The following is a 22116-nucleotide window of genomic DNA, read 5'->3' on the forward strand; positions in this document are numbered from 1 at the left end:
GCGGGGTATTCGTTGTGCTCGGCACGCTTTGCAGATGGTGGCGATTGAAAAAGCTCAGGATGCACGTCCGGTCCAAGCGAAATTTAGCTGCAGGCCTCTCCGAACCGGACTGACTGCAACCCACCCATCTAAGCCATTCCCGCCGAAGTCTCGCACAAGGCCTTGAACTGCTCGGCCATCTGGTCCCAGCCGGGGTGGAAGCCCATCTGCTCATGCTTCGTCATCGTCTCGGCATCCCAATGACGCGCAGTGGCGGTGAAGCGTGTGCCCTCGCCCTCGTCGGCGAAGCTCCAGATCGCCGTCATGAAGGGCGTCTGCGGTATCCAGCCGGATGCATAGGCGTCGGTCGTCACCACCTTCTCCTGCGGCACCACCTCCAGCACGATGCCCTCCATCGGCCCGGTATCCTCGCCATTGGGACCGAACATGCGCACCGCGCTCCGCCCGCCAGGCCGCAGATCCTCCTCAATCACTTCGGCCCGCCAGGGTTTCGGGCAGAACCATTGATCCTTGAGGTCCGTCCATACCTTCCACGCAATTTCACGCGGGGCGGCGACATGGCAGGTCACGGACAATTCGAACTCCGCCGCGCTCATGCCGATTTCCCTTCGAAAGCCGCCTTCATCCGGCCGGTATCCAGTTTCTGCATGGTCATCATCTCCGCCATCATTCGCTGGACGCCCGGTCCGTCGCCGGTTTTGTAAAGGTCCATGATCTCCTGCGTCACCAACTGCCAGGACAGGCCATATTTGTCCTTCAGCCAACCGCATGGTCCGGGCGAACCGCCGTCGGCGGTCAAGGCTTCGAAGTAGCGGTCGATCTCCGCCTGGTCCTTGCAGGCGACGGATAGCGACACCGCCTCGGTGAAGCCGAATTCCGGCCCACCGTTCAGCGCCTGATAGCTGTCGCCGAACAGGGTGAATTCGACCAGCAGGACGTCCCCGCCCTTGAACGGACTGGGGCTGGGATTATCGTCGGGATAGCGGCTGATGAAATCGACCGTTCCCCCGAACAGCGACACATAAAAGCGCGCAGCCTCCTCTGCCTGCCCGTTGTACCACAGGCAGGGTGAAATCTTCGACATGGATCCTCTCCCTTATGCCGCGCCGGAGCGCATGCCCACCAGCGCGAACATCGCGCCCTGGGGATCGGCGGCCTGGATGATCCAGGCGCCGCCTGGCACCTCCATCGGTCCGTTCAGCACGGTTCCGCCGCCAGCCTTCACCTTCTCGAGCGCCATATCGATGTCGGGCACGGCGAAATAGAACAGCCATAGCGGCACCGGCACTTGCGGGGGACGCGGCATGATGCCGCCGGTCATGCCCTGAAAATCAGCGCTGCCGGACTGAGAGACGAGCTGATAGCTGCCCATCTCCCCCATATCCATGGCGTCGCCCTTCGCCCAGCCGAACTGCCCCGTGTAGAAGGCCAGATCGGCAGCGAAATCGCCGCTGTAGAGCTCATGCCAACCGACATGGCCGTTCGCCATCATCGGTGCCGGCTTCATCCCGTCCGGGCTGGAACCCCTGAGCAGCATGAACACCGCGCCGCCCGGATCGCTCATCACCGCAAAGCGCCCGACGCCCGGAATGTCCTCCGGCGGACGCTTCACGCTGCCGCCGGCCTCGGCCAGCCGCCTTGCGTCCGCGTCCACATCGGCCGAACCGATATAACCGCCCCACCAGGGCGACATGCCACAATCCTTCGCCTCCGCCGGAATGGACATGATCCCGCCCATCGGCCCCGCGCTGCCCGACAGGACATGATAGGGATCGTCGGTCCGTTCCCCGCCAAAGGGCTGCGCGGTCCAGCCTACGACATCGCCATAGAAGGCGATCGCCGCCTGCGGATCGCTGGTCATCAATTCATACCAGAAGAATTTGCCGTTCAGATCAGTCATCGCAGCCTCCATCAAGCCTTGGCGTCGATCAGCACTTCGAACCCGCCATAGATCAGCCGCGCGCCGACGAAAGGCATGTCTTCCCCTTCCTTCGGCTGCATTCGCGGATCCTTCATGACCTTCTCCGCACCCGTGTCGCGCGTTTCCTTGTCGGGCCATTCGATCCAGGAAAAGACGACCTCCTCACCCTCCTCGGCGATGACGGCGGTGCGGAAGTCGTTGACCTTGCCCGGCTTGATGTCGCTCGCCCAACATTCCACGACCCTCAGCGCGCCATGTTCGATGAAGATCGGCGCGGCATAAGCCGCAACCTCCCTGTACTTTTCCTTGCTACCCCTCGGTACGGGGATCACGAAACCATCCATGTAGCTCATTGTCTCTCTCCTCAGGACAAGGCAGAGTTCAGGCGGCGGCTTCCTTGTTCATCGCCAGCGCCGCTTCCACATCCATCCAGGTCACTTCCCAGATATGACCGTCCAGGTCGGCAAAGCTGCGGCCATACATGAAGCCATGATCCTGCCGGGGATTGGGCTCCGTCCCGCCTGCGGCCAGCGCCTTGTCGGTCGTCCCGTCGACGTCCGCCCGGCTCGCCTCGCTGAGCGCGAGCAGCACCTGCGCCGTCTCATGGGCATTGGGAATGCTGCGCGGCGTAAAGCCGGAGAAACGCTCATGCGTCAGCAGCATGACGTGGATATTTTCGGAAAAGCTCATCATCTGCGCGCTGTCGTCGGCAAAATCATTGTTCCGGACCGCGCCGACCGCTTCGTAAAATGCGATTGAGGCAGCCAGGTCCTTTACCGGCAGGTTGACGAAAATCATCTTTGGAGCGGGGGTGTTAGGCATCACACTTCTCCTTGGGGGTCATTTTGCCTGATGGCCGCGCCGACTCATCGGCTTGAACTTTATGAACTTCTATATTATATTTCACAACTATTAAGTTATAAAAAATAACCAATGGATTGCACTGTGAAGAAACGGGCTTATCAGGACGGGTGTGCGACAGCCCATGCACTGGATCTGATCGGTGATCGCTGGGCCATGCTGATCATGCGGGAATTGATACTTGGCCCCAAGCGCTTCACTGATTTGCGCGGCAGCCTGCCCGGAATCAGCGCCAACGTGCTGACGCAAAGGCTCGAAGAACTGGAAGCCGCCAGCATTCTTGTTCGCCGGCGCCTGCCGCCGCCGGCAGCCAGCCAGATCTATGAGCTGACGGAATGGGGTCGCGAGTCGGAGATATTGTTCCAGGTGCTTGGCCGCTGGGCGTGCCGATCCCCCACGATGCAGCCGGGCATGCCGATGAGCAATGCATCGGTGATCCTGTCGATGCGCACAATGATCGACCGCAGCCGCATTGGGGACATGAACGCCACGATCGGCCTGCGTCTGGGGGACGAAGAGTTCCGCCTGATCATCAAAGGGGGTGATTTCACCGCCGACCGGGGCGAAGCAGCCGGCGCCGACGTCATCTTTTCGGGCGACCCGAATGCGTTGGCCGGCCTGATCTATGGTGGCCTGGCGTTTGAGGATGTCGCCGCTGCGCTTCAGGTGGACGGGAACAGGTCCCTGGCAGAACGCTTTGTCCGTCTCTTCCCCCTGCCACCCAAAGCACCCTCAACGGCAACGCCCTCTTCGGGGTGAGCCAAGGCAGGCAGACTCGCCTCCCCCTCACATGAGGGGGAGGACTTGACCTCTTTCCTCAGTGCGCGCCGTTCAGCATCGCGAACACCTGGCCGAACGCGCCGCGCTGCTCCGCCTCGCGCAGCATCTTCACGCCCTCCACGCAGATCTCCTCCAACGCCGGCTCCTGCCCCAGCAATGCCATGACCTCCGCGATGAATTGGTCGAGCGGCATCATCTGCGGATTTTCGGCATGGCCGGGCATCAGGTCGGTCTGCACGCCCGGCGGCACCAGTTCGATCAGTTCGACACTCGTGCCCTTGAGCTGTTCGCGCATCGACTGCGACCAGCTATGCATCGCCGCCTTGGTCGCGCAATAGGTCGGCGTCGCGGCCAGCGGGACGAAGGCAAGGCCCGACGTCACCGTCATCAGCGTCGCGGCCTTCTGCGCCAGCAGGTGCGGCAACAGCGCATGGGTCAGCCGGATCGGCCCCAGCAGGTTGGTCGCCACCGTCGCCTCCGCTATGGCAATGTCGACCTGCTCCTCTGCCACCATGATTCCGGCATTATGGATCACGACGTTGAGTGCCGGAAATTCCGTGACCAGCTTCGCCGCAAAGGTCGCAATTGCTGCGGGATCCTCCATGTCGATGGTCAGTGAGGCCATGCCGGGATGGTTCGACACCACGGCGTCCAGCGCCGCCTGCCGCCGTCCCGCGATGATGACCTGATTGCCCGCGGCATGGAATTCGTGCGCCAGCGCCGCGCCAATGCCCGAACCGCCGCCGGTGATCAGGACAGTGTTTCCGCTTTTCTGCATAGGTCGTTCCCCTTTCGAAGGATGATGTGATGGGCCATCTAGAGCATCGTGCGGAAATGTAGGAACCGCTTTTCCGATTGAAACAATGCAATGGTAATAAGCTGGAGCGTGACCTCCGCCTGGCCTTACGCCGCGCTCCCCAAAGGCAGTTTCGATCGGGATGAACCAGATCGGCGCTCGGCATCCGTGCCTCCCCTGTTTCCTGGCAAGGGATCGGCCCCGGTCACCTGGAAGCCGTTCTATTGCATGGGGATGTAGGTTTCCCGCATCGGCGTCAGCGGAAATGTCGGCACCTCCACCCGCACCGGGGCGCCGGGCACCCTGGTCGATGGCGGGATCGAGGATTGGGCCACGAAGCCGGCCGTGACCTCCTTGGGTGGGGTGGGCGGCGGCGGCAGCGGCGTGGGCGATACGACCACGCTCACCGTCCCGCCAAAGCGCGACTGCCATTCGGCCAGCCGCCGCAGATAATCGGCATAGGCGGCGTAAAATTCCTGGAACGGCTTTTCCAACTGGGTGAGCGCTTCGGGCGCATAGGCGAGAAGCTGGTTGGACGGCATCGCCAGGATCTTCGCGCCCACCTCTATCGCGACGGGGCAGAAGCTCTTCGTCACCGGCGGCAGGGCGAAGAAATTGTAGACCACCGTATTGAGCAGCTCGCGCGCCCTAAGGCCGCCCGTGCCGTAAGCGGCAAGATAATTGCGGTCGACCGCGGCATTCGCCTCTCTCAACACCCGCTCATGCACATGCAAAATCTGGTTATACTGGATGCGCGCCGGTTCGTTGACGCCATAGCAGGAAAGCGCCGCGACATTGAGCGCCATGCGCACATGCCAAAGAGCGGTGTTGGCCGTCACACCACGATTGGGCGTGAGATATTTTCCGTCATCCCCGACTTCGGGAATGCTCATTTCCTCTACCGCACCCATTGGCGGCAGCGGCTTTATGGTCGGCACCACCGGCGGTGGCGGCGTGGGCGGCGCTTTCTCGGGCGTGGAACATCCCGCCACCCAGGCAAGGGCGGCAAGAGAGCTTAGCTGGCAGAAACGGCGAAAAGCGGCACGGGGCGGCACCTGTCATCCCTTAGAACATGATCCGGACAGCACAACTCATCGCAAAGCCAAGCGTTCCTGACGACAGGTCAACGCTCAGTCCATCGGGCGATAGATTCGCTTCGTCCGGTTTCAGGCCCGCCGCTCGAGCGCCACCGCCGCTTCGTCCAGCAACTGGGCGATGATCTCGGCCACCGGCTCCTCCTTCGACACCATGCCGACCGACTGGCCCGCCATCAGCGAGCCACCCTCGACATCGCCGTCGATCACCGCGCGGCGCAAGGCGCCGGCCCAATAATGTTCGATCTGGAGCTGCGCCTCCCCCATATCGACCGCGCCGCTGTCCAGCAGATTGGCGACTTCCCTCTGCTTGGCCGTGAAGGCCTCGGTCCCGGCATTTTTGAGGGCGCGCACGGGAATGACCGGCAGGCGCGGGTCGATCTGCACGCTGGCGATCGCATCACGGGCGGATGCGCGAAAGAAGGCCTTCTTGAAGCTCGGATGGGCGATGCTCTCGGTCGCGCAGGCGAAGCGGGTGCCAAGCTGCACGCCCGCCGCACCCATTTCCAGATAACCGGCGATCAACTCGCCCCGGCCGATGCCGCCCGCGACGAAGACCGGAAGCTGCGACGCCATTTCCGGCAGGATTTCCTGCGCCAGCACGCTGGTGGACACGGGCCCGATATGGCCACCCGCCTCCATGCCCTCTATCACCAGCGCATCAACGCCGGAACGCGCCAGCTTCTTGGCCAGCGCCAGCGCCGGGGCGAAGCAGATCAGCTTCGCGCCTTTCTCCTTGATCGCCTCAATGCTCCCCTTGGGCGGCAGCCCGCCGGCCAGCACGACATGGCCGACATGGTGCTTCGCGCAGACGTCGATCAGCTCGAAAAGCTGCGGATGCATGGTGATCAGGTTGACGCCGAACGGCCTGGAGGTCAGCGCCTTGGTCGCCGCAATCTCCTTGTCGAGCAATTCGGGTGTCATCGCCCCGCAGGCGATCACGCCGAAGCCCCCCGCATTGGAGATCGCGGCGACCAGATTGCGCTCCGACACCCAGCTCATCGCCCCGCAGAGAATCGCGACCTCGCAGCCGAGAAAATCAGCGCCGCGAGCCATCAGGGAAGCGAGTTTGGCGTTGGTCATAATAACTCCGTCATCCCCTGAAGGCGGGGATTCATCTCCCATCCCATCCCCAGACGAAAGGCCGGGAAATGGAGTCCCGCCTTTGCGGGAATGGCGACTTTAGTAAAGAGCTTAGCTCAGGCGACCGGCGCGTCGAGGCCGTAGGCCGTATGCAGCACGCGCACGGCCAGTTCGGTTTCATCCTCGTCGATCAGCACCGACACCTTGATCTCGCTGGTGGAGATGGCAAGGATGTTGATCCCGCGATCGGCCAGCGACTTGAACATGGTGGACGCCACGCCCGCATGGCTCTTCATGCCGACGCCGACGACCGACACCTTCGCCACCTTCGTATCCGGGATCACCCGATTGAAGCCGATCACGTCCTTCTGGCTCTCCAGCACGTCCAGCGCGCGGGCCAGGTCAGCGCCCGGCACGGTGAAGGTGACGTCCGTCTCGCCCTTGTCGCGGCCGACATTCTGGATGATCATGTCCACATTGATCGCGCTGTCCGCCAGCGGGCCAAAGATGTGCGCCACCGCGCCCGGACGATCCGGCACGCGGGTCAGGGTGATCTTCGCCTCATTCTTGTCATGGGCGATGCCGGTGATGAGCTGACGTTCCATCTTGTCTTCCTTGAGCTTGGCTTCCAGTTCCTCCTCGCTGACGATCAGCGTGCCGGGGAGGTCGTCCTGGTTGGGATCATCGAAGGAGGAAAGCACCTGCACGACCACGCCTTCCTTCATGGCGAGGCCGACCGAGCGGGTCTGGAGCACCTTGGCGCCGACCGAAGCCAGTTCCAGCATCTCCTCATAGGTGACGAGGTCCAGCTTGCGCGCCCGCGCGACGATGCGGGGATCGGTGGTGTAGACGCCATCGACGTCGGTATAGATGTCGCAGCGGTCGGCCTTGAGCGCGGCGGCCACGGCCACCGCCGATGTATCGGACCCGCCGCGACCGAGGGTGGAGATGCGGCCATCCTCCATCATGCCCTGGAAGCCGGGGATGACCGCCACCGTACCCGACCGCATCGACGCCAGCAGGTCGATCGTGTCGATGTCCCCGATGCGCGCCTTGGCATGAGCTTCGTTGGTGCGGATCGGAAGCTGCCAGCCGAGCCAGCTCCGCGCGTCCACGCCCATCGCCTTCAGGGTCATGGCCAGCAGGCCGCTCGTCACCTGTTCGCCCGAAGCAACGACGACGTCATATTCCGCCGGGTCGTAGAGCGGCGAGGCTTCCTTGCAGAAACCCACCAGCCGATCGGTCTCGCCCGCCATGGCGGACACGACGACGGCGACCTCATGCCCCTGTTCGACGACATGTTTGACTCGTGCGGCCACGTTGCGAATTCGCTCCATCCCCGCCATGGAGGTGCCGCCGAATTTCATCACGATGCGCGCCATTTGCCTGTCGAACCCGCCTGCTGAAAAGAAATGAAATATCCCCGAAGGGCGCAAAAACGGCGCTCCTATTAGCAGCAGCGGCGAATATGGCAAGCAAAGCGATACCATTGCCCGGACGCAGCGGGGAACCGGCAGCCTGTCGTTCATTGGCTGTTCGGGGCCAGGCAACGGAGGATGCGATGAAAAGCAGCTTATGGGCGATGGTGACGATCGGCGGACCGATCCTGCCCGGCGTCGTGCTGATCTTCGTGATGCTCAGCAACTGCGAGACAGGACGAAAAACAGCCATAGCCTGCAATCCCCGACGCTGGTAGCAGGATGCCATGGAGAACATAGCGTCCAGCACCATCGATCCACGCGAGGCCGCCCATTTCGGCACCATGGCCGCCGACTGGTGGGATCCCAACGGCAGCAGCGCCATGCTGCACAAGCTTAATCCTGTCCGGCTGCGTTATATTCGTGATGCGGTCGACCGGCATTGGCCGGAACAGGGTGATGGCTTCCGCCCTCTCGCCGGCCGCCGCGCCCTGGACGTGGGTTGTGGAGCCGGGCTGCTGGCCGAACCGCTGGCGCGCCTGGGGGCAAGCCTGACTGCCCTCGATGCAGCGGAAGAGAATATCGCCGTGGCGCGCAACCATGCCGCCGGCCAGGGACTCGCCATCGACTATCGCGCTACCCCTGTGGAACGGCTGGAGGAAGGCGACTTTGACCTCATCACCTGCATGGAGGTGATCGAACATGTCGCGGACCCCGCCGCCTTCGTCGGCGCGCTGACCGACAGGCTGGCGCCCAAGGGCCTGCTGATCCTCTCGACGCCCAACCGCACGCCCCTCTCCCGCCTCGCCATGATCACCATCGGCGAAAGCATCGGCGGCATTCCCAAGGGCACGCATGACTGGCGCAAATTCCTCAATCCGGAAGAACTTGCGAGGCTGCTCGACAATGCGGGCCTGGAAGTGATCGACAGCAGCGGGCTCAGCTTCTCACCTGCCAGAGGCTTCATCCTCTCGCCCAACAAGGCGATCAACTATCTGTTGACCGCGCGCCACCGGCGCAGCTGATCCATGCCGGTCGATCCCCGCATCGACGCCTATATCGCGCGACAGGCCGACTTCGCCCGACCGATCCTCAGCCATTTGCGCGACCTCATCCACGCGACCTCTCCCGACATTGACGAGGCAGTCAAATGGGGCATGCCTTTCTTTACCTATCGGGACCGCAATCTCTGCCACATCGCAGGGTTCAAGCGGCATGTCGCCTTCGGCTTCTGGCATGACAAGGTTGCGTCTGGCGAAGCGCGGAGCGAAGCCATGGGGCAATTCGGACGGATTGAAAGCCGGGACGATCTGCCCAACGACGCGGAAATCGCGGTTTTGCTGAAGAAGGCCGTGGCGCTGATCGACGCCGGCGACGAAGCGCGCAGGGGCGCGAAGACGCCGCGTGCTCCGCTGCCGCTGCACCCCGCCTTCGCGGCCGCTCTCGACGCCAATCCTGCCGCCGCCGCGAATTGGGCTGATTTCCCGCCTGGCAAGGTTCGCGACTATTGCGAGTGGATCAACGATGCCCGAACCGACGCAACCCGCGACAGGCGTATCGCACAAGCCGTCGAATGGATCGCGGCAGGCAAGGGCCGCAACTGGAAATATGAAAAGCGCTGAAGGGCTACGAGACCGATAGCGAAACAGGCGGAACGCAGCGGGGCTCTGAAAAAAGCGTTCCGGGGCTCGCATTCCCCCAGCCGCGCTCCCCAAGGCGCGGCACCCATGGCACTCTCAACTGACCGGCTTGGCAACGGCCACCAACTGCGGCTGGGCGGCCGGAGCGGCATCCTTGGCTCCAGCATCCTTGACCCCCACATCGGCAGGCGGAGCCTTGAGGCTAGCCGCAGCCGATTGCAGCGCGACAGCGGCTGCCTCCAGCGCAGCCGCCGCGGATTGGGGCGTAACTGCAGGCGGTGCCGCTTCCGCCACGGCAACCGGCGCCGCCGCATCCCCCGCCAGCGCCACGGGCGGAGGCGCGGCTGCGACCGCCGTCACGTCACACAGGTCGCCCACCCCGGCCGGCTTTTCCGAAAAATTCCGCGCCAGCGTCGGCAATTCATTCTGACCGGCATTCATCGCCAACGTCAGCAACGTATCAGCCATCTCGCAGAAACCCGCCGACTGCACGCCATCGGTATGACTGTTCGCCATTTTCGTGATGAAATCGTCATAGGCGCGCTGTCCACCGGCAATGCCGTTCTCGCGCATGAACCGCAGCTTCAACGCATTGTTGTAATTGTCCGCACTTCCCATTTTTTCACGAAATTTGTCATATTTCGCCGTGATTTCACTGTTTGTTGAACGACATTTCAGTGATCCCAGCATCAATATGATCTGCAAATCCCTGACGCGCGCCGCCTCGATTTCATAAGGCTGCCAACATCGCGCCGCCTCGGCGGACGCAACCCCGCCGAAAAAGAGCGCAACGATACCACTGGCGGCACAGGCCGCCATCCTCAACCTGGACATGATGGACCTCGCAGAATCTCAGACCCCGCAAATTAAATCCTACCATTTTGCCGTAAAAATGCCATTAATTTATTTGACAGTGACATTTATGACGCATCCGGAAACATCCCGGATTTACGCGATTTCTTCGTTCACACGAGCCAGGCGGCCAGATTGCCCATGCCAAATAGTGTCAATCTTTGGGCGGAACTATGACACTATGGCATCCGCCCGCGCGATCAGCGCCTTCGCTTCCTCGACATGCATGCTCTCTATCATGCGTCCCTCGAACCGCTCGGCGCCGCCCGTCGCCGCTTCGATCAGCCGCCGCGCATCGGCGACCGACTGCGGATCCGGGCCGAACACCTGGTTGGCGACGGGGACCTGACTGGGATGGATCAGCGTCTTGCCGTCAAAACCCAGCGCATGGCCCGCCGCACACTCGCCCTCAAACCCGGCCTCATCGTCCAGCCGGTTGAACACGCCATCGAACACGGCGATCCGCGCCGCCCGCGCCGCGAGTATGACGGACTGCATGGAGAGGGTCAGACCCTCCCGTCCGGCCAAGGGCGGTATCCCGAGGTCCTGCCTCAGATCGTTATTCCCCATGAACAGCCCCGCGCACCCCTCCGCCGCGGCAATCGCCTGCGCCATGAGCACGCCGGCCGCACTCTCTATCATCGCGATCACGGGCTTCTGGCAAACGCTGAACACATCCTTCACCTGACGAGGATTTTCCACTTTGGGGATAACCACATAATCAGCGGCTGACGTCTTGAGCGTCACCATCTCCCGCCCGTGGGAGGGCGTGCCTTCCACATTGATGCGCACCGCGGAGAGACGGCTGCCAAAACCCTCCGCAACCGCTGCGACCGCATTGGCCAATGCCTCTTCCTTGCGATCGGGCGGTACTGCATCCTCCAGGTCCAGTATGACCATGTCGCAGGACAGCGTCCGCGCCTTGACGATGGCGCGCGTGTTGGACGCGGGCAGGAACAGCAGCGATCGGGCATGACGCAACAACATGGGGAACCTCCTGTCACTTTGTCTTCCCCCATTCATGATTTCGCGCCATAGTCCAAGCAGATTTCAGGGGGGAGCAGGCATGTTGACGACATTCGCGCTGACGGTGACCTTGCTGGTGCTGTTTTACCTGGCGGTCAGCGTCAAGGTCGTGCGCCAGGGCTATCAATATACCATCGAACGCTTCGGCCGTTTTACGGAGGTCGCGCGCCCCGGCCTCAACTTCTACCCTGCCTTCTTCTATGCCGTCGGGCGGAAGATCAACATGATGGAACAGGTGGTCGACATCCCTGGGCAGGAGATCATCACCAAGGACAATGCCATGGTGTCGGTCGACGGCGTGGTCTTCTTCCAGGTGCTGGACGCGGCCAAGGCTGCCTATGAGGTGTCGGAACTCTATGTCGCGATCATGCAGCTTGCGACCACCAACCTGCGCACGGTGATGGGATCGATGGACCTGGACGAAACCCTGTCCAAGCGCGATGAGATCAACGCCCGCCTGCTTTCGGTGGTCGACCATGCGACCAATGCCTGGGGGATCAAGATCACCCGCGTCGAACTGAAGGACATCCGCCCGCCTGCCGACATCGTCAACGCCATGGGCCGCCAGATGAAGGCGGAACGCGAGAAGCGCGCCCTGATCCTGGAATCGGAAGGCCTGCGCGCTTCGGAAATCCTGAAGGCGGAGGGACAGAAGCAGAGCCAGATATTGGAGGCCGAGGGTCGCCGCGAAGCCGCCTTTCGCGATGCCGAAGCGCGCGAACGCGAGGCGGAGGCCGAAGCAAAGGCGACACAGATGGTGTCCGAGGCCATTGCCAGCGGCAATGCGCAGGCGATCAACTATTTCATCGCCCAGAAATATGTGGAAGCGGTGAGCCAGTTCGCCACCTCTCCCAACGCCAAGACCATCCTCTTCCCGGTCGAGGCGACACAGTTGATCGGCACTTTGGGCGGCATAGGCGCGCTGGCGAAGGAAGCACTGGGTGAGCCGACAGCGCCGCCACCCCCTGCCCCGCCCCGCCGCGGGCCGTTTGGACAGGGGCCGGCATGACCGGCTGGCTCGCCATGCTGGACGATCATTGGGGCTGGCTCGTCTTCGCCGCGCTGCTCGGCATGGGCGAGGTAGCGATACCGGGGATATTCCTGATCTGGGTCGCACTGGCCGCTGCGGCGACGGGCCTCGTCGCCCTCGTGCTGCCGATCTCGGTGCCTTTGCAATTGCTGCTGTTTGCGGGGCTGTGCCTGCTGTCGGTCTGGGGCGGACGGCGCTGGTACACCGCCAATCCCGTGGACTCGCAGGATCCGCTTCTCAACGACCGAACCGCCCGCCTGGTGGGAGAGGTCGTCACCGTGGTCGAAGCGATCAACAATGGCCACGGCCGGGTCAAGGTGGGGGACAGCGTCTGGTCCTGCAGCGGGCCGGATGCGCCGGCCGGCGCCATCGTAAGGGTGACAGGCGCCAGAGCGTCGGTGCTGACGGTCGAACCGGCGTACGGGACTGCTCGGTAGATCGGGACGGGGGAGCAGTGCCCCGGCATCTGGCGACCCTGCTCCCACAGGTAATGGATGATCAAGCCGTCAGCGACCTCGGCGACGCCACAAGACGATACGGCATCTGGGCTGTGAGGAACCCCTGTTAAATGCCATTATACCATGACCAGCCGTTCTGGATCGTCCCAGCGCGACCCAGATCGTCGAACTTGTCGGTGACGACGATCCGTCGCAGGAACTTCAGGCTCTTGAAGCCCATCTGCCGTTCAATCCTCAGGCGCAGCGGTGCGCCATGGCCGATCGGCAGTTCTCGCCCGTTCATCCCATAGGCAAGGATCGTTTGCGGGTGAAGCGCATCGACCATGTCGATCCCGTCCGCCATCAGGTCAAAAGTGTAGAACTGGACGAAGCGCGCAGAGGGGCGGACACCCGCCGCCGCGAGCACCGAACGCAGCGGCACGCCGGTCCATTCTGCTATCGCCGTCCAGCCTTGTTCGCATGTATGCCGCGTGATCTGCGTCCGCGATTGCATTTTCTTGAGTTCGGCAAGTGAAAAACTTCTGGGATTGTTCACGCTGCCTTCGACCTTGAGCCGCCAGTCGGCGAAATCGCCATGTCGAAGCGCAGCATAGACTTCGCCGCCTTTTGGATCATGCAGCCCCACATCAGGGCGCGCAGGATCGATCGTACCGATCGCCGGCATCGAACTGATCTGCGACCGGTCATATTCGGTCACCAGCGCGCTCCGCGACAGCAGGAGGCGCTGGGCGTTATAGGTCAGATTGTCTCCCATCCTCAAAATATTGCCATAGGTCGGCGGCTGCTGGTCACTGCAACCGGAGAGCAGCAGACCGCCGCTGGAGGCGATGCCTCCAATAAGTGCGCGGCGCGAGAGTTGGAGGGGCCTGTCGGTCATGTCACTTTCCCAAAATCATTCCGCGCACTTGCCGCAGCGGTCCGGTCAGGAGGATCATCACGAGGTGGATGAGCAGGAAGATCGCAAGGAATGCGAAGGTGAAGAAATGGATTGTGCGAGCCGATTGCGCACCGCCGAAAATAGCGAGCAAGATCGGATAGTTCGCCGTTATGGCGGGAGACATGGTGATTCCGGTCAGGAACATCAGCGGCAGGGCGACCAGCACCACCGCCGTATAAGCCAACTTCTGCAGGATGGCGTAGGGTGGACCCGGTTCGGCTGCGGGCATCGGCAGACGCAAGTGCGCCCGGACATCCCGCCACAGGTTCTGCCGCCCAAGTTCATCCCGGCGCGGCCACAAGACGCGACGGACATGGCCGGTGATAAAGGCAAGGCAGAGATAGGCGAACAGCCCTGCCAAAAAGCACCACGCGGCCAGGAAATGCAGGCTGCGCGCCCAGGAATTCTGGTTCCACGGCGCCATTAGCAGGTCGGCAGTCACCGGCCCGTCGGGCGAGGCGAAAAAGGGCGTCGCGGCAGAGTAGCGGATATTGTGATAATTGGGGCCGAGCGGCACCTCGAACAGCGGCTGGATGAGATCATTGCCGACATCGCCCCAATAGAAGCGCGGATGCGCCATCAAAATGGTGACCCCGGAATAGATCAGCGTCAGAACCGCAGCAGCGATCAGCCAATGTGTCAGCCGCACCCACAATCGGTGGCCACGCGACCCGGCATTCGCTGCGGCTTCGCTTCCCCCTGTCATCCAACCTCCTGAGGCGAAAAAGCTATCGAGAATTGTCCATATCGCTGGACTTCCTTCATATCCTGCGCGCTGACATGACGCAGGTCGCTGCTGGCAGCATTCCCCCTCCTTGTCGTCCACGGATACCGACGGGCCGGGCTGTCATAGTTGTTATCGGGCTGTAACTGCCACCGCAAGATAAATCGATATATCATCCATATCGCGACGATCAGCGATATTTTGTCATGAATGTCGTTTCGAACGAAATTTGATCAAGCCGCCGGGGCGCAAATCCGGGACCGGCGATGCCGCGGTCACCGCTGCGGAATTTGTCCACGCCGCCCAGCCACAGCTTTCAATATTCAACGAATTGATTTTCGTTCGCCGCGCTGATCGGGTTTCATCCTGGGCTTTCGAAAACGCGACCGGCAGGATCAGCAAGAATCAATGCGCCAGTCCTGATGTTTCTCGGGGGGCTCGACGAGATCACACCGGCTGAACAGCGCAGAGCCTTTGAAGACGAAATGAACGCTGCTGGTGTCGATTGGCGTTCCATGATTTTTGGCCGGGCAGGACATAGCTTCACCAATCCGGAAGCGGATGCTCTGAATATCCCTCACGTTAATTATGACGCGACCGCCGATAGTAATTCATGGCAAGTCGCACTGTCCTTTCTGCGTGAGATGGGCGTCCTTCAGGACGGTGAATGAGAACGGGCCAGGGCCCAGTTCCGCCTCCATGTCGAATTGCCCGGACTTCGCGCCTGATGCGCCATGGCATCGCGGACACCTCGTCATCAAGGAATCTGCCTCTGGATTTTGACGGGCGTCAATTTGCCGGCATCGAAGCGAGTCTATCGTCTCTGCAAAGGAGACGCGCAATGGATCATTTAATCAGCCAATATTTCCCGCATATGGTCGCTACCCTGATGCTCATGTTCATGCTGGTGCTGGGCGGGCTCAGCCTCCAGGACGCGCTGCGCGGTCGGGGCAATTGAGTACCGGACAGCCGCCCTTTCTTGCGGTTGGCGGGCGTGACGGCGTTCATGGCATCGTCGACCGCTTCTATGATCTGATGGACAGCAGCCCCGCCTACAGCGATCTGCGCGCGATGCACGCCCAGGATCTTGCGCCCATGCGAACCTCGCTCAGCGGCTTCCTTTGCGGATGGCTGGGCGGAGACACGGATTGGTTCGCGGCCAATCCCGGCAAATGCATGATGTCGCTGCACTCGCGCTTTCCGATCAATGCCGCTGTCGCCGATCAATGGACGTCGGCCATGCGGCAGGCGATGGAAGATTGCGGCGTCGAAGTACAAACGGCATCGCGCATCAACACGGCGCTGGGCGCAATGGCCTCCGCCATGGTTCGCGCATGACATATCCGCCGCGCTGGTGGGCCCAACCGATTTGACCCGTCCGATTTCCCATCGAGCGCTTCCCTATTCCTCGTCGATCAATATCCGCGCCGCGGCGCCTTCGCTGTCATCGAACTGCCCATCCCGCAGCGCCCAGAAAAAGGCGGCGAGGCCGAGCAGCCCGAGGAATAATGCGATCGGGATCAACAGCCCAAGACCCGTCATTTCGCGGCTCCCTTCAAACGCAGCGCATTGGCGATCACGATCAGCGAGGATGTCGACATGGCGATCGCGGCGACCAGCGGCGTGACCTTGCCCGCCACGGCCAGCGGCACCGCCAGCACATTATAGCCGATCGCCAGCGCGAAATTCTGCTTCACCACGGCAATCGTCCGGCGCGCCGCCCGAACCGTCACAGCCACGGGCGCCAGCCTGTCGCCCAGGAACACGGCATCGGCCGTCAACTGGCTCGCATCGCTGGCAGAGGCCGGAGCCATGCTGGCATGGCCCGCCGCCAGCGCCGGACCATCATTCAGTCCGTCACCCACCATCAACACCTTTTCGCCTCGCGCCTGTAATCGCCCGACCAGCGCCAGCTTATCCGCCGGCCGCAGATGGCCGACCGCAGTCGTGCCCGTTGCGCGGGCGATCTCTTCGAGCGCTTCGGGACGATCCCCGCTGGCGATCAGCGTCTTGAGGCCAATGGAGCGCAGCTCTCTCAGCGTTTCGACCGCATCCGGGCGCAGGGCGTCGGTGAAGTGCAGCAGCACCGCACGTTCCCCGGACCGATATTCGCTAGCAAGGCCGAACAGGCTGACGACGCTGCGTGGCCGGGTCAGCGACACCGCCACGCCATCATGATCGGCGAAGACGCCCTCACCCGGAATTTCGCGAATCCGGTCGAGGGATGCCGGAGCGACTTGCCGAGCCTCCAGCGCCTGCCGCAGGGCGTCGCTCAATGGATGACGAGAGACCCTTGCCAGCGCCAGCAGTATCGACTGATCCTCACGCTCCAGGCGGTCGAGCCCTTGCGGAACCGGACGGCCAAGCGTCAACGTTCCGGTCTTGTCGAACAGCGCTTCACTCACCTCCGCCAGCCGCTCCAGCGCCGAGCCGTCCTTCACCAGTACGCCGCGCCGCATCAGCGCGCCGCATGCGACGATCTGCGCCGCCGGCACGGCAAGGCCCAGCGCGCAGGGACAGGTGATCAGCAGCACGGCCACCGCGATCAGCAGCGCCTGATGCGCGCCCGCACCCGCAATCATCCACCCCGCAAAGGACAGCGCGGCAAGCAGATGGACGCAGGGCGCATAATAGCGCGCGGCCCGGTCTGCGATCTGGACATGGCGGGATTTCCCCTGCCCCGCTTCCTCCATCAGGCGCGCGATGTCGGCGATCACCGTGTCGGCCCCGGCCGCCGTCACCTCCACCGTGATCGGCCCTTCTACATTCATCGCCCCCGCCTGCACAACGTCGCCGGCGCGCACGCGGACGGGCGCGCTTTCGCCGGTCAGGAAAGCGAGGTCGATGCCGCTTTCTCCCTCGGCCACGCGCCCATCCGCAGCCAGCCTCTCGCCCGCCGCGACGATCATGCGCATGCCTGGACGCAGCGCACTCGCCGCCGTCCACCCGCTGCGGCCGCCTGCGTCCAGCACCAGCGCCCCCGGCGCCGTCTGCTTCAGCAGCGCCGCCACGCCAGCGCGTGCGCGCGCCCGTATCATGCTGTCGAGGCAGCGCCCCGCCAACAGGAAGAAGAGCAGCATCACCGCTCCGTCGAACCAGGCATGTTCGCCGCCCCTTAGGGTTTCGAACAGGCTCATGGCTGTCGTCAGCAGCACGCCGATGCTGATTGGCACGTCCATGTTCGTCCGCCCCTGCCGCAATGCCGCCCAAGCCGAACGGAAGAAGGGCCGGCCCGCATAAGCAACGGCCGGCAATGCGATCAGCGCCGAAAGCCAATGGAACATCGTCCGCGTGGCCCCTTCGGCCCCGGACCAGATGGACACCGACAGCAGCATGATGTTCATCGCCGCGAAGCCCGCCACGGCGAGCGCGCGGACGAGCACCCTGCCCTCTGCGGCCGCGACGTCCTGGCCCGGATCGACAAGCGGCTCCGCATCGAAACCCAGCGCGACGATGGCTGCCTTCAGTTCCGGCGGAGTCAGCGCGGGATCGTGGCTGATCGCGACCCGCTTTGCGCTCATGTTCACGCGCGCGGAGCGGATGCCGGGGGTCTGCGACAAGCCATTCTCGATCTTCGAGATGCACCCGGCGCAGTGAATGCCGGGCACCGCGAACAGGCTTTCCTTCGCTTCAACCGGAGGGGCCTCGACAAGAGCAGGCTGGCTTGCCATCAGTCGATCTCCCGCAGCAGATGTTCTTCCCCGCCGCCGTGGCGAATGTCGAAGCGCAACTGCCACCGCCCGGCGGGCAAGGCGTGGTCGCTCACATAAAGTCCCGGCGCGGCCTCACGCAGGCTCAACATGATGTCCGGCGCGCGTCCCAGCGGATGTTGCGCCACCGCCTGCATCTGCGCACCGCGCACGTTCAGCTCCATCCGCACATGGCGCGCGGCGTCCAGCTCCACCCGGTCACGCCAACCCAGCTTCTCCTGCGCGCGCGCCTGCGCCAGCCAGCCATTGAACTTCTGGCTGGCGACATAGCTGTTCTCCACCACCACGCCACCGAAGGACCGCACCGCGATCGTCGCCATCAGCATGTTCACGGCGATGACGACGGAAAAGCTGGCGACGAGTATCGCGGTCATGTGCCAGCCGGTGAATGGACGGGCGTGTTTCATGTTCATGGCCTTTCGAAACGAGCATCTTCGCTGTCGCCGCCGCCTTCACGGTCGAGAGCGCGTACGGTGAAACGGAAATCCTGCCGCACCGGACCTGCGGCAGGCAGGGTCAGGAAGAGGCGCAGCTTCGTCACGCTGTCGGCAGCGACGGCCGCACGCACGGCGTCGCTCGCCTTCTCCCGCGATCCGGCGTCCGTCCAGATCTTTGCGCCGGGCAGATCGGCTACGCGCACTTCCACGTCGCGCCGGCGCGTTTCCATATTGCGCAGCTTCACCGTATAGGCGTTGCGGATCGCGCCGTCCGACAGGCGCACGAAAATCGGGTTGCGATCCTGCTGCGCGCTGATGTCCAGCCGCGTGCGCGCACCCAGCGCGAACAGCATCGCCGCGCCAATGCTCGCCCAGATCGCGAAATAGGCGATGGTGCGCGGGCGGAACAGGGTCCTCAGCACCGACCGGGGCGGCTCACCCTTCTTCTCCGCCTCCGCATCCTCTTCCGTGCAATAATCGATCAGGCCGCGCGGGCGGTCGACCTGCGTCATCACCTTGTCGCACGCATCGATGCACAGGGCACAGGTGATACAGCCGATCTGCGGCCCTTCGCGAATGTCGATGCCGGTGGGGCAGACCGCGACGCACTGGTTGCAATCGATGCAGTCGCCAAATTCGCCGGGATGCGCCTGCGCCTTCTTCAGGCTGCCGCGCTGCTCGCCGCGCCACGCCTTGTAGGTGACGACCAGCGATTTTTCATCGAGCATCGCCGTCTGGATACGCGGCCATGGGCACATATAGATGCACACCTGCTCGCGCATGAAGCCGCCCAGGATGAAGGTGGTGGCGGTCAGCACCGCTACTGTCCCATAGGCGACCGGCGCTGCCGTGCCGCTCCAGAACTGCTGCTGCAAAGTCGGCGCATCGGCGAAGTAGAAAATCCATGCACCACCGGTAATGAATGCAATCGCCAGCCACACGGACCATTTGGCAAGCCGCCGGGCTAGCTTGGCCAGTGCCCACGGCGCCTTTGCCAGCTTCAACTGCGCATTGCGGTCGCCATCGATGAAGCGTTCGACATGCTGGTACAGATCGGTCCACACTGTCTGCGGGCAGGCATAGCCGCACCAGGCGCGGCCCACGGCGGAGGTGACGAGAAACAGGCCGATCCCCGCCATGATGAGCAACCCTGCCACATAATAAAATTCATGAGGCCAGATCTCGATCGAGAACATGTAGAAACGCCGATGGGCGAGGTCGACCAGCACCGCCTGATCAGGTGCATAGGGGCCACGATCCCACCGCAGCCACGGCGTCACCCAGTAAATGCCGAGCGTCACCGCCATGATCGCCCACTTAAGACGGCGGTAAAACCCATCCACGGCCTTGGGATAGACGCCCTGGCGCTTTTCGTAGAGCGACGGCGAGCCGGACGTCAGCATGACCGCCTCCCGGCCGCCGTCCCAGGCTTGGTCCCGGATCCCGCTTCTCCTTCGCACCCATCGTCAAAGGCAGCGGAACCCCGCATCAAGTCCGGGGGGCGCCTGCTATCGTCCGGCATCGCCCTGCACCTTATCCGCAGCAACCTTCGCCGGTGCGGTCTCGCCGCCACCCAGGCTGTGCACATAGACCGCCAGCATCCGGATCGTCGCCTTGTCCAGCTTGTCGTCCCAGCGCGGCATCACGCCATGGCGGCTGTTCCACACGGTTTCATGGATGGTGTCCACGTCACCACCATAGAGCCAGATCGCGTCCGTCAGGTTCGGCGCACCAACCTCACGATTCCCCTTCCCCGCCGGACCATGGCACACCGCGCAATTGTCGGCGAAGACCTTGGCCCCACGCTGTGACGCCGGGCTGCGGCGGTCCTGCCCGCTGATTACTCGCACATGCGCAACCACGTCATCGACCTGCGCCGCCGTCAGCAACTGGTCCTTGCCGAAGGCTGGCATCAGCGACTGGCGGGTCGTGGCATGGTCGGGATTGCGGACGCCATCCGTAATGGTCTTCTCGATCATGGGAAGATCACCACCCCACAACCAGTCGTCGTCATTCAGGTTGGGATAGCCCTTCGACCCCGCCGCGCCCGATCCGTGGCATTGCACGCAATGCACGCGAAAGGCCGCGCGCCCGCCTTCCACTGCCGCCTGCATCAGCTGCGGCCGTGTCGGCAGCACCTCTATGGACGTGTCGGCGATCGCCTGCCGCACCGGCGCGATCTGCGCTTCCCGCGCCGCCAGTTCCTTGTCCAGTGCGCCCCGGCTGGACCAGCCCAGAACGCCGGCGGTCGCCCGATGCAGCATCGGCAACGCCGGATAGGCGATCACATAGCCAATCGCGAACAGGATCGTTGCATAGAATGTCCACAGCCACCATCGCGGCAGGGGCGTGTCCAGTTCCTGGATGCCGTCCCATTCATGATGCTTTATTTCCGTGCCGGTGGCGGCGTCGATCCGCTTGTCATCAGCCATGATCGGCCTCCGCATGATCAGTCTCGAAAATGGCGAGCGCGGCTTCCCTGCTATGCTCGCGTCCCTTGGGCCGGAAATGCCAGCCGATCAGCACGGCATAGCTCGCCCCCATGAAGACCAGTCCCCAGCTGTCGGCGAAATGCCGCAAGGCGTCGTAGCTCATCGTTCGACCTCCTGCGGCCTGGCGCTTTCCACATCGACCAGCGTGCCCAGCATCTGGAGATAGGCGACCAGTGCATCCATCTCCGTCACCTTGCCGGGATCACCATCGAAATCCCGCGCCTGCGCCTTGGGATAGCGCTTGATCATGTCCTTGGCGTCGGCGTCGGGATCGGCCTGCGCCTTCAGGTCGTCATTGGCCTTGACGATGTCATCCTTGCTGTAGGGCACGCCGACGTCGGTCAGCGCGGTCAGGTCCTTGCGCATGTCCGCTGGCTTCAATTCCCGCTCGGCCAGGAATGCATAGCCCGGCATGATCGACTCCGGCACCACCGCGCGCGGGTCCTTCAGATGCTGGACATGCCACTCATCGGAATATTTGCCGCCCACGCGGGCCAGGTCCGGCCCGGTGCGCTTGGAACCCCATTGGAAGGGATGGTCGTACATGCTCTCGGCCGCCAGGCTGTAATGGCCATAGCGTTCCGTCTCATCCCGGAAGGGACGGACCATCTGGCTGTGACAATTATAGCAGCCTTCGCGGATGTAGATGTTCCGCCCTGTCAATTCCAATGGCGTATAAGGGCGCATCCCGTCTACCTTCTCGATCGTGTTGTCGATCCAGAATAGCGGCGCGATCTCTACAATTCCGCCGATGGCGACTACGATCAGAGACGCGATGCCCAGCAAAGAGACATTGCGCTCCAGTCTGCCATGATCCCAGAACTTGCTCTTGGTCTTGCTCGTCATGTCTTTTGGTC

At 63.1% G+C, this 22116-nt stretch carries 28 protein-coding genes; 8 read left to right on the forward strand and 20 right to left on the reverse strand.

Annotated features, from left to right (window positions below):
- Nucleotides 1–128: 128 nt before the first annotated feature.
- The 5 genes from MRBLSP13_RS11420 to MRBLSP13_RS11440 are packed head-to-tail and all read right to left on the reverse strand — an operon-like array spanning nt 129 to nt 2743.
- Nucleotides 129–596, reverse strand: a complete 468-nt coding sequence (locus MRBLSP13_RS11420) for an SRPBCC domain-containing protein (protein WP_133654565.1) — start codon at nt 594–596, stop codon at nt 129–131.
- The gene (locus MRBLSP13_RS11425; protein WP_363754574.1) at nt 593–1084 is read right to left on the reverse strand and encodes a VOC family protein; all 492 of its coding nucleotides are present in this window, start codon (nt 1082–1084) and stop codon (nt 593–595) included. The genes MRBLSP13_RS11420 and MRBLSP13_RS11425 overlap by 4 nt, the downstream gene beginning before the upstream one ends.
- A gap of 12 nt (nt 1085–1096) precedes the next feature.
- Nucleotides 1097–1900: a VOC family protein gene (locus MRBLSP13_RS11430; RefSeq protein ID WP_363735522.1), complete on the reverse strand. Its 804-nt coding sequence runs from the start codon at nt 1898–1900 to the stop codon at nt 1097–1099.
- 11 nt (nt 1901–1911) lie between these two features.
- Complete coding sequence (locus MRBLSP13_RS11435; RefSeq protein ID WP_363754575.1) at nt 1912–2274, reverse strand: DUF1428 domain-containing protein; 363 nt, start codon at nt 2272–2274, stop codon at nt 1912–1914.
- A 28-nt stretch (nt 2275–2302) separates the two neighbouring features.
- Nucleotides 2303–2743, reverse strand: coding sequence for a VOC family protein (locus MRBLSP13_RS11440; protein WP_363735523.1), 441 nt, complete (start codon nt 2741–2743; stop codon nt 2303–2305).
- A 123-nt stretch (nt 2744–2866) separates the two neighbouring features.
- Here MRBLSP13_RS11440 and MRBLSP13_RS11445 point away from each other — a divergent pair, with 123 nt between their 5' ends.
- Complete coding sequence (locus MRBLSP13_RS11445) at nt 2867–3541, forward strand: winged helix-turn-helix transcriptional regulator (protein ID WP_363735524.1); 675 nt, start codon at nt 2867–2869, stop codon at nt 3539–3541.
- Between the two features lie 58 nt (nt 3542–3599).
- Here the strand turns inward: MRBLSP13_RS11445 and MRBLSP13_RS11450 are convergent, their stop codons facing one another.
- The 4 genes from MRBLSP13_RS11450 to MRBLSP13_RS11465 all read right to left on the reverse strand — a co-directional run bounded on the left by MRBLSP13_RS11450 (nt 3600) and on the right by MRBLSP13_RS11465 (nt 7917).
- Nucleotides 3600–4340, reverse strand: a complete 741-nt coding sequence (locus MRBLSP13_RS11450; protein ID WP_363735525.1) for an SDR family oxidoreductase — start codon at nt 4338–4340, stop codon at nt 3600–3602.
- A 239-nt stretch (nt 4341–4579) separates the two neighbouring features.
- Nucleotides 4580–5413, reverse strand: coding sequence for a hypothetical protein (locus MRBLSP13_RS11455; RefSeq protein WP_363735526.1), 834 nt, complete (start codon nt 5411–5413; stop codon nt 4580–4582).
- A gap of 111 nt (nt 5414–5524) precedes the next feature.
- Complete coding sequence (locus MRBLSP13_RS11460; RefSeq protein ID WP_133654557.1) at nt 5525–6535, reverse strand: NAD(P)H-dependent flavin oxidoreductase; 1011 nt, start codon at nt 6533–6535, stop codon at nt 5525–5527.
- A 116-nt stretch (nt 6536–6651) separates the two neighbouring features.
- The gene (locus tag MRBLSP13_RS11465) at nt 6652–7917 is read right to left on the reverse strand and encodes an aspartate kinase (RefSeq protein ID WP_363735528.1); all 1266 of its coding nucleotides are present in this window, start codon (nt 7915–7917) and stop codon (nt 6652–6654) included.
- 179 nt (nt 7918–8096) lie between these two features.
- On the opposite strand from MRBLSP13_RS11465, the gene MRBLSP13_RS11470 reads away from it, so the two are divergent.
- From MRBLSP13_RS11470 to MRBLSP13_RS11480, 3 genes are read left to right on the forward strand one after another with little or no spacing between them, the layout of a single operon-like run.
- The gene (locus tag MRBLSP13_RS11470; protein WP_363735530.1) at nt 8097–8231 is read left to right on the forward strand and encodes a hypothetical protein; all 135 of its coding nucleotides are present in this window, start codon (nt 8097–8099) and stop codon (nt 8229–8231) included.
- 9 nt (nt 8232–8240) lie between these two features.
- On the forward strand, nt 8241–8978 hold the full coding sequence (gene ubiG / locus MRBLSP13_RS11475) for a bifunctional 2-polyprenyl-6-hydroxyphenol methylase/3-demethylubiquinol 3-O-methyltransferase UbiG (RefSeq protein ID WP_363735532.1): 738 nt from the start codon (nt 8241–8243) through the stop codon (nt 8976–8978).
- A gap of 3 nt (nt 8979–8981) precedes the next feature.
- Nucleotides 8982–9575, forward strand: a complete 594-nt coding sequence (locus MRBLSP13_RS11480) for a YdeI/OmpD-associated family protein (protein WP_363735533.1) — start codon at nt 8982–8984, stop codon at nt 9573–9575.
- 114 nt (nt 9576–9689) lie between these two features.
- Here the strand turns inward: MRBLSP13_RS11480 and MRBLSP13_RS11485 are convergent, their stop codons facing one another.
- Both MRBLSP13_RS11485 and MRBLSP13_RS11490 read right to left on the reverse strand, forming a co-directional pair.
- Complete coding sequence (locus MRBLSP13_RS11485; protein ID WP_363735535.1) at nt 9690–10427, reverse strand: hypothetical protein; 738 nt, start codon at nt 10425–10427, stop codon at nt 9690–9692.
- 189 nt (nt 10428–10616) lie between these two features.
- On the reverse strand, nt 10617–11432 hold the full coding sequence (locus MRBLSP13_RS11490; protein WP_363735537.1) for an HpcH/HpaI aldolase/citrate lyase family protein: 816 nt from the start codon (nt 11430–11432) through the stop codon (nt 10617–10619).
- A 79-nt stretch (nt 11433–11511) separates the two neighbouring features.
- Here MRBLSP13_RS11490 and MRBLSP13_RS11495 point away from each other — a divergent pair, with 79 nt between their 5' ends.
- Together MRBLSP13_RS11495 and MRBLSP13_RS11500 are read left to right on the forward strand one after the other, a co-directional pair.
- On the forward strand, nt 11512–12480 hold the full coding sequence (locus MRBLSP13_RS11495; protein ID WP_133654551.1) for an SPFH domain-containing protein: 969 nt from the start codon (nt 11512–11514) through the stop codon (nt 12478–12480).
- Nucleotides 12477–12938 (forward strand): NfeD family protein, encoded by a 462-nt coding sequence (locus tag MRBLSP13_RS11500; protein ID WP_363735538.1) that lies wholly within the window; start codon nt 12477–12479, stop codon nt 12936–12938. The genes MRBLSP13_RS11495 and MRBLSP13_RS11500 overlap by 4 nt, the downstream gene beginning before the upstream one ends.
- 127 nt (nt 12939–13065) lie before the next feature.
- Here the strand turns inward: MRBLSP13_RS11500 and MRBLSP13_RS11505 are convergent, their stop codons facing one another.
- Complete coding sequence (locus MRBLSP13_RS11505; RefSeq protein ID WP_363735539.1) at nt 13066–13836, reverse strand: molybdopterin-dependent oxidoreductase; 771 nt, start codon at nt 13834–13836, stop codon at nt 13066–13068.
- Nucleotide 13837: 1 nt separating this feature from the next.
- The gene (locus MRBLSP13_RS11510) at nt 13838–14602 is read right to left on the reverse strand and encodes a cytochrome b/b6 domain-containing protein (protein ID WP_363735540.1); all 765 of its coding nucleotides are present in this window, start codon (nt 14600–14602) and stop codon (nt 13838–13840) included.
- A gap of 371 nt (nt 14603–14973) precedes the next feature.
- Here MRBLSP13_RS11510 and MRBLSP13_RS11515 point away from each other — a divergent pair, with 371 nt between their 5' ends.
- Together MRBLSP13_RS11515 and MRBLSP13_RS11520 are read left to right on the forward strand one after the other, a co-directional pair.
- Nucleotides 14974–15291, forward strand: a complete 318-nt coding sequence (locus MRBLSP13_RS11515) for a dienelactone hydrolase family protein (protein ID WP_363735592.1) — start codon at nt 14974–14976, stop codon at nt 15289–15291.
- Between the two features lie 283 nt (nt 15292–15574).
- Nucleotides 15575–15958, forward strand: a complete 384-nt coding sequence (locus MRBLSP13_RS11520; RefSeq protein ID WP_363735541.1) for a group II truncated hemoglobin — start codon at nt 15575–15577, stop codon at nt 15956–15958.
- 63 nt (nt 15959–16021) lie between these two features.
- On the opposite strand, the gene ccoS is transcribed toward MRBLSP13_RS11520, so the two are convergent.
- The 7 genes from ccoS to ccoO form a co-directional block, all read right to left on the reverse strand.
- The gene (ccoS, locus tag MRBLSP13_RS11525; RefSeq protein ID WP_133654545.1) at nt 16022–16162 is read right to left on the reverse strand and encodes a cbb3-type cytochrome oxidase assembly protein CcoS; all 141 of its coding nucleotides are present in this window, start codon (nt 16160–16162) and stop codon (nt 16022–16024) included.
- Nucleotides 16159–18291, reverse strand: coding sequence for a heavy metal translocating P-type ATPase (locus MRBLSP13_RS11530; RefSeq protein ID WP_363735542.1), 2133 nt, complete (start codon nt 18289–18291; stop codon nt 16159–16161). Before MRBLSP13_RS11530 ends, ccoS begins: the two co-directional genes overlap by 4 nt.
- A complete protein-coding gene (locus MRBLSP13_RS11535; protein ID WP_363735543.1) occupies nt 18291–18737 on the reverse strand; it encodes a FixH family protein in 447 nt (148 codons plus the stop codon). The genes MRBLSP13_RS11530 and MRBLSP13_RS11535 overlap by 1 nt, the downstream gene beginning before the upstream one ends.
- Before the next feature lie 2 nt (nt 18738–18739).
- The gene (gene ccoG / locus MRBLSP13_RS11540; RefSeq protein ID WP_363735545.1) at nt 18740–20170 is read right to left on the reverse strand and encodes a cytochrome c oxidase accessory protein CcoG; all 1431 of its coding nucleotides are present in this window, start codon (nt 20168–20170) and stop codon (nt 18740–18742) included.
- Between the two features lie 105 nt (nt 20171–20275).
- Nucleotides 20276–21199 carry a cytochrome-c oxidase, cbb3-type subunit III gene (gene ccoP, locus MRBLSP13_RS11545; protein WP_363735546.1) on the reverse strand — a complete coding sequence of 308 codons (924 nt, stop codon included), beginning with the start codon at nt 21197–21199 and terminating at the stop codon, nt 20276–20278.
- Complete coding sequence (locus tag MRBLSP13_RS11550) at nt 21192–21362, reverse strand: cbb3-type cytochrome c oxidase subunit 3 (protein ID WP_363735548.1); 171 nt, start codon at nt 21360–21362, stop codon at nt 21192–21194. The genes ccoP and MRBLSP13_RS11550 overlap by 8 nt, the downstream gene beginning before the upstream one ends.
- On the reverse strand, nt 21359–22105 hold the full coding sequence (ccoO, locus tag MRBLSP13_RS11555; protein ID WP_363735549.1) for a cytochrome-c oxidase, cbb3-type subunit II: 747 nt from the start codon (nt 22103–22105) through the stop codon (nt 21359–21361). The genes MRBLSP13_RS11550 and ccoO overlap by 4 nt, the downstream gene beginning before the upstream one ends.
- Nucleotides 22106–22116 lie beyond the last annotated feature (11 nt).

The sequence above is a fragment of the Sphingobium sp. LSP13-1-1.1 genome, assembly GCF_040676415.1.
Taxonomy (GTDB): domain Bacteria; phylum Pseudomonadota; class Alphaproteobacteria; order Sphingomonadales; family Sphingomonadaceae; genus Sphingobium.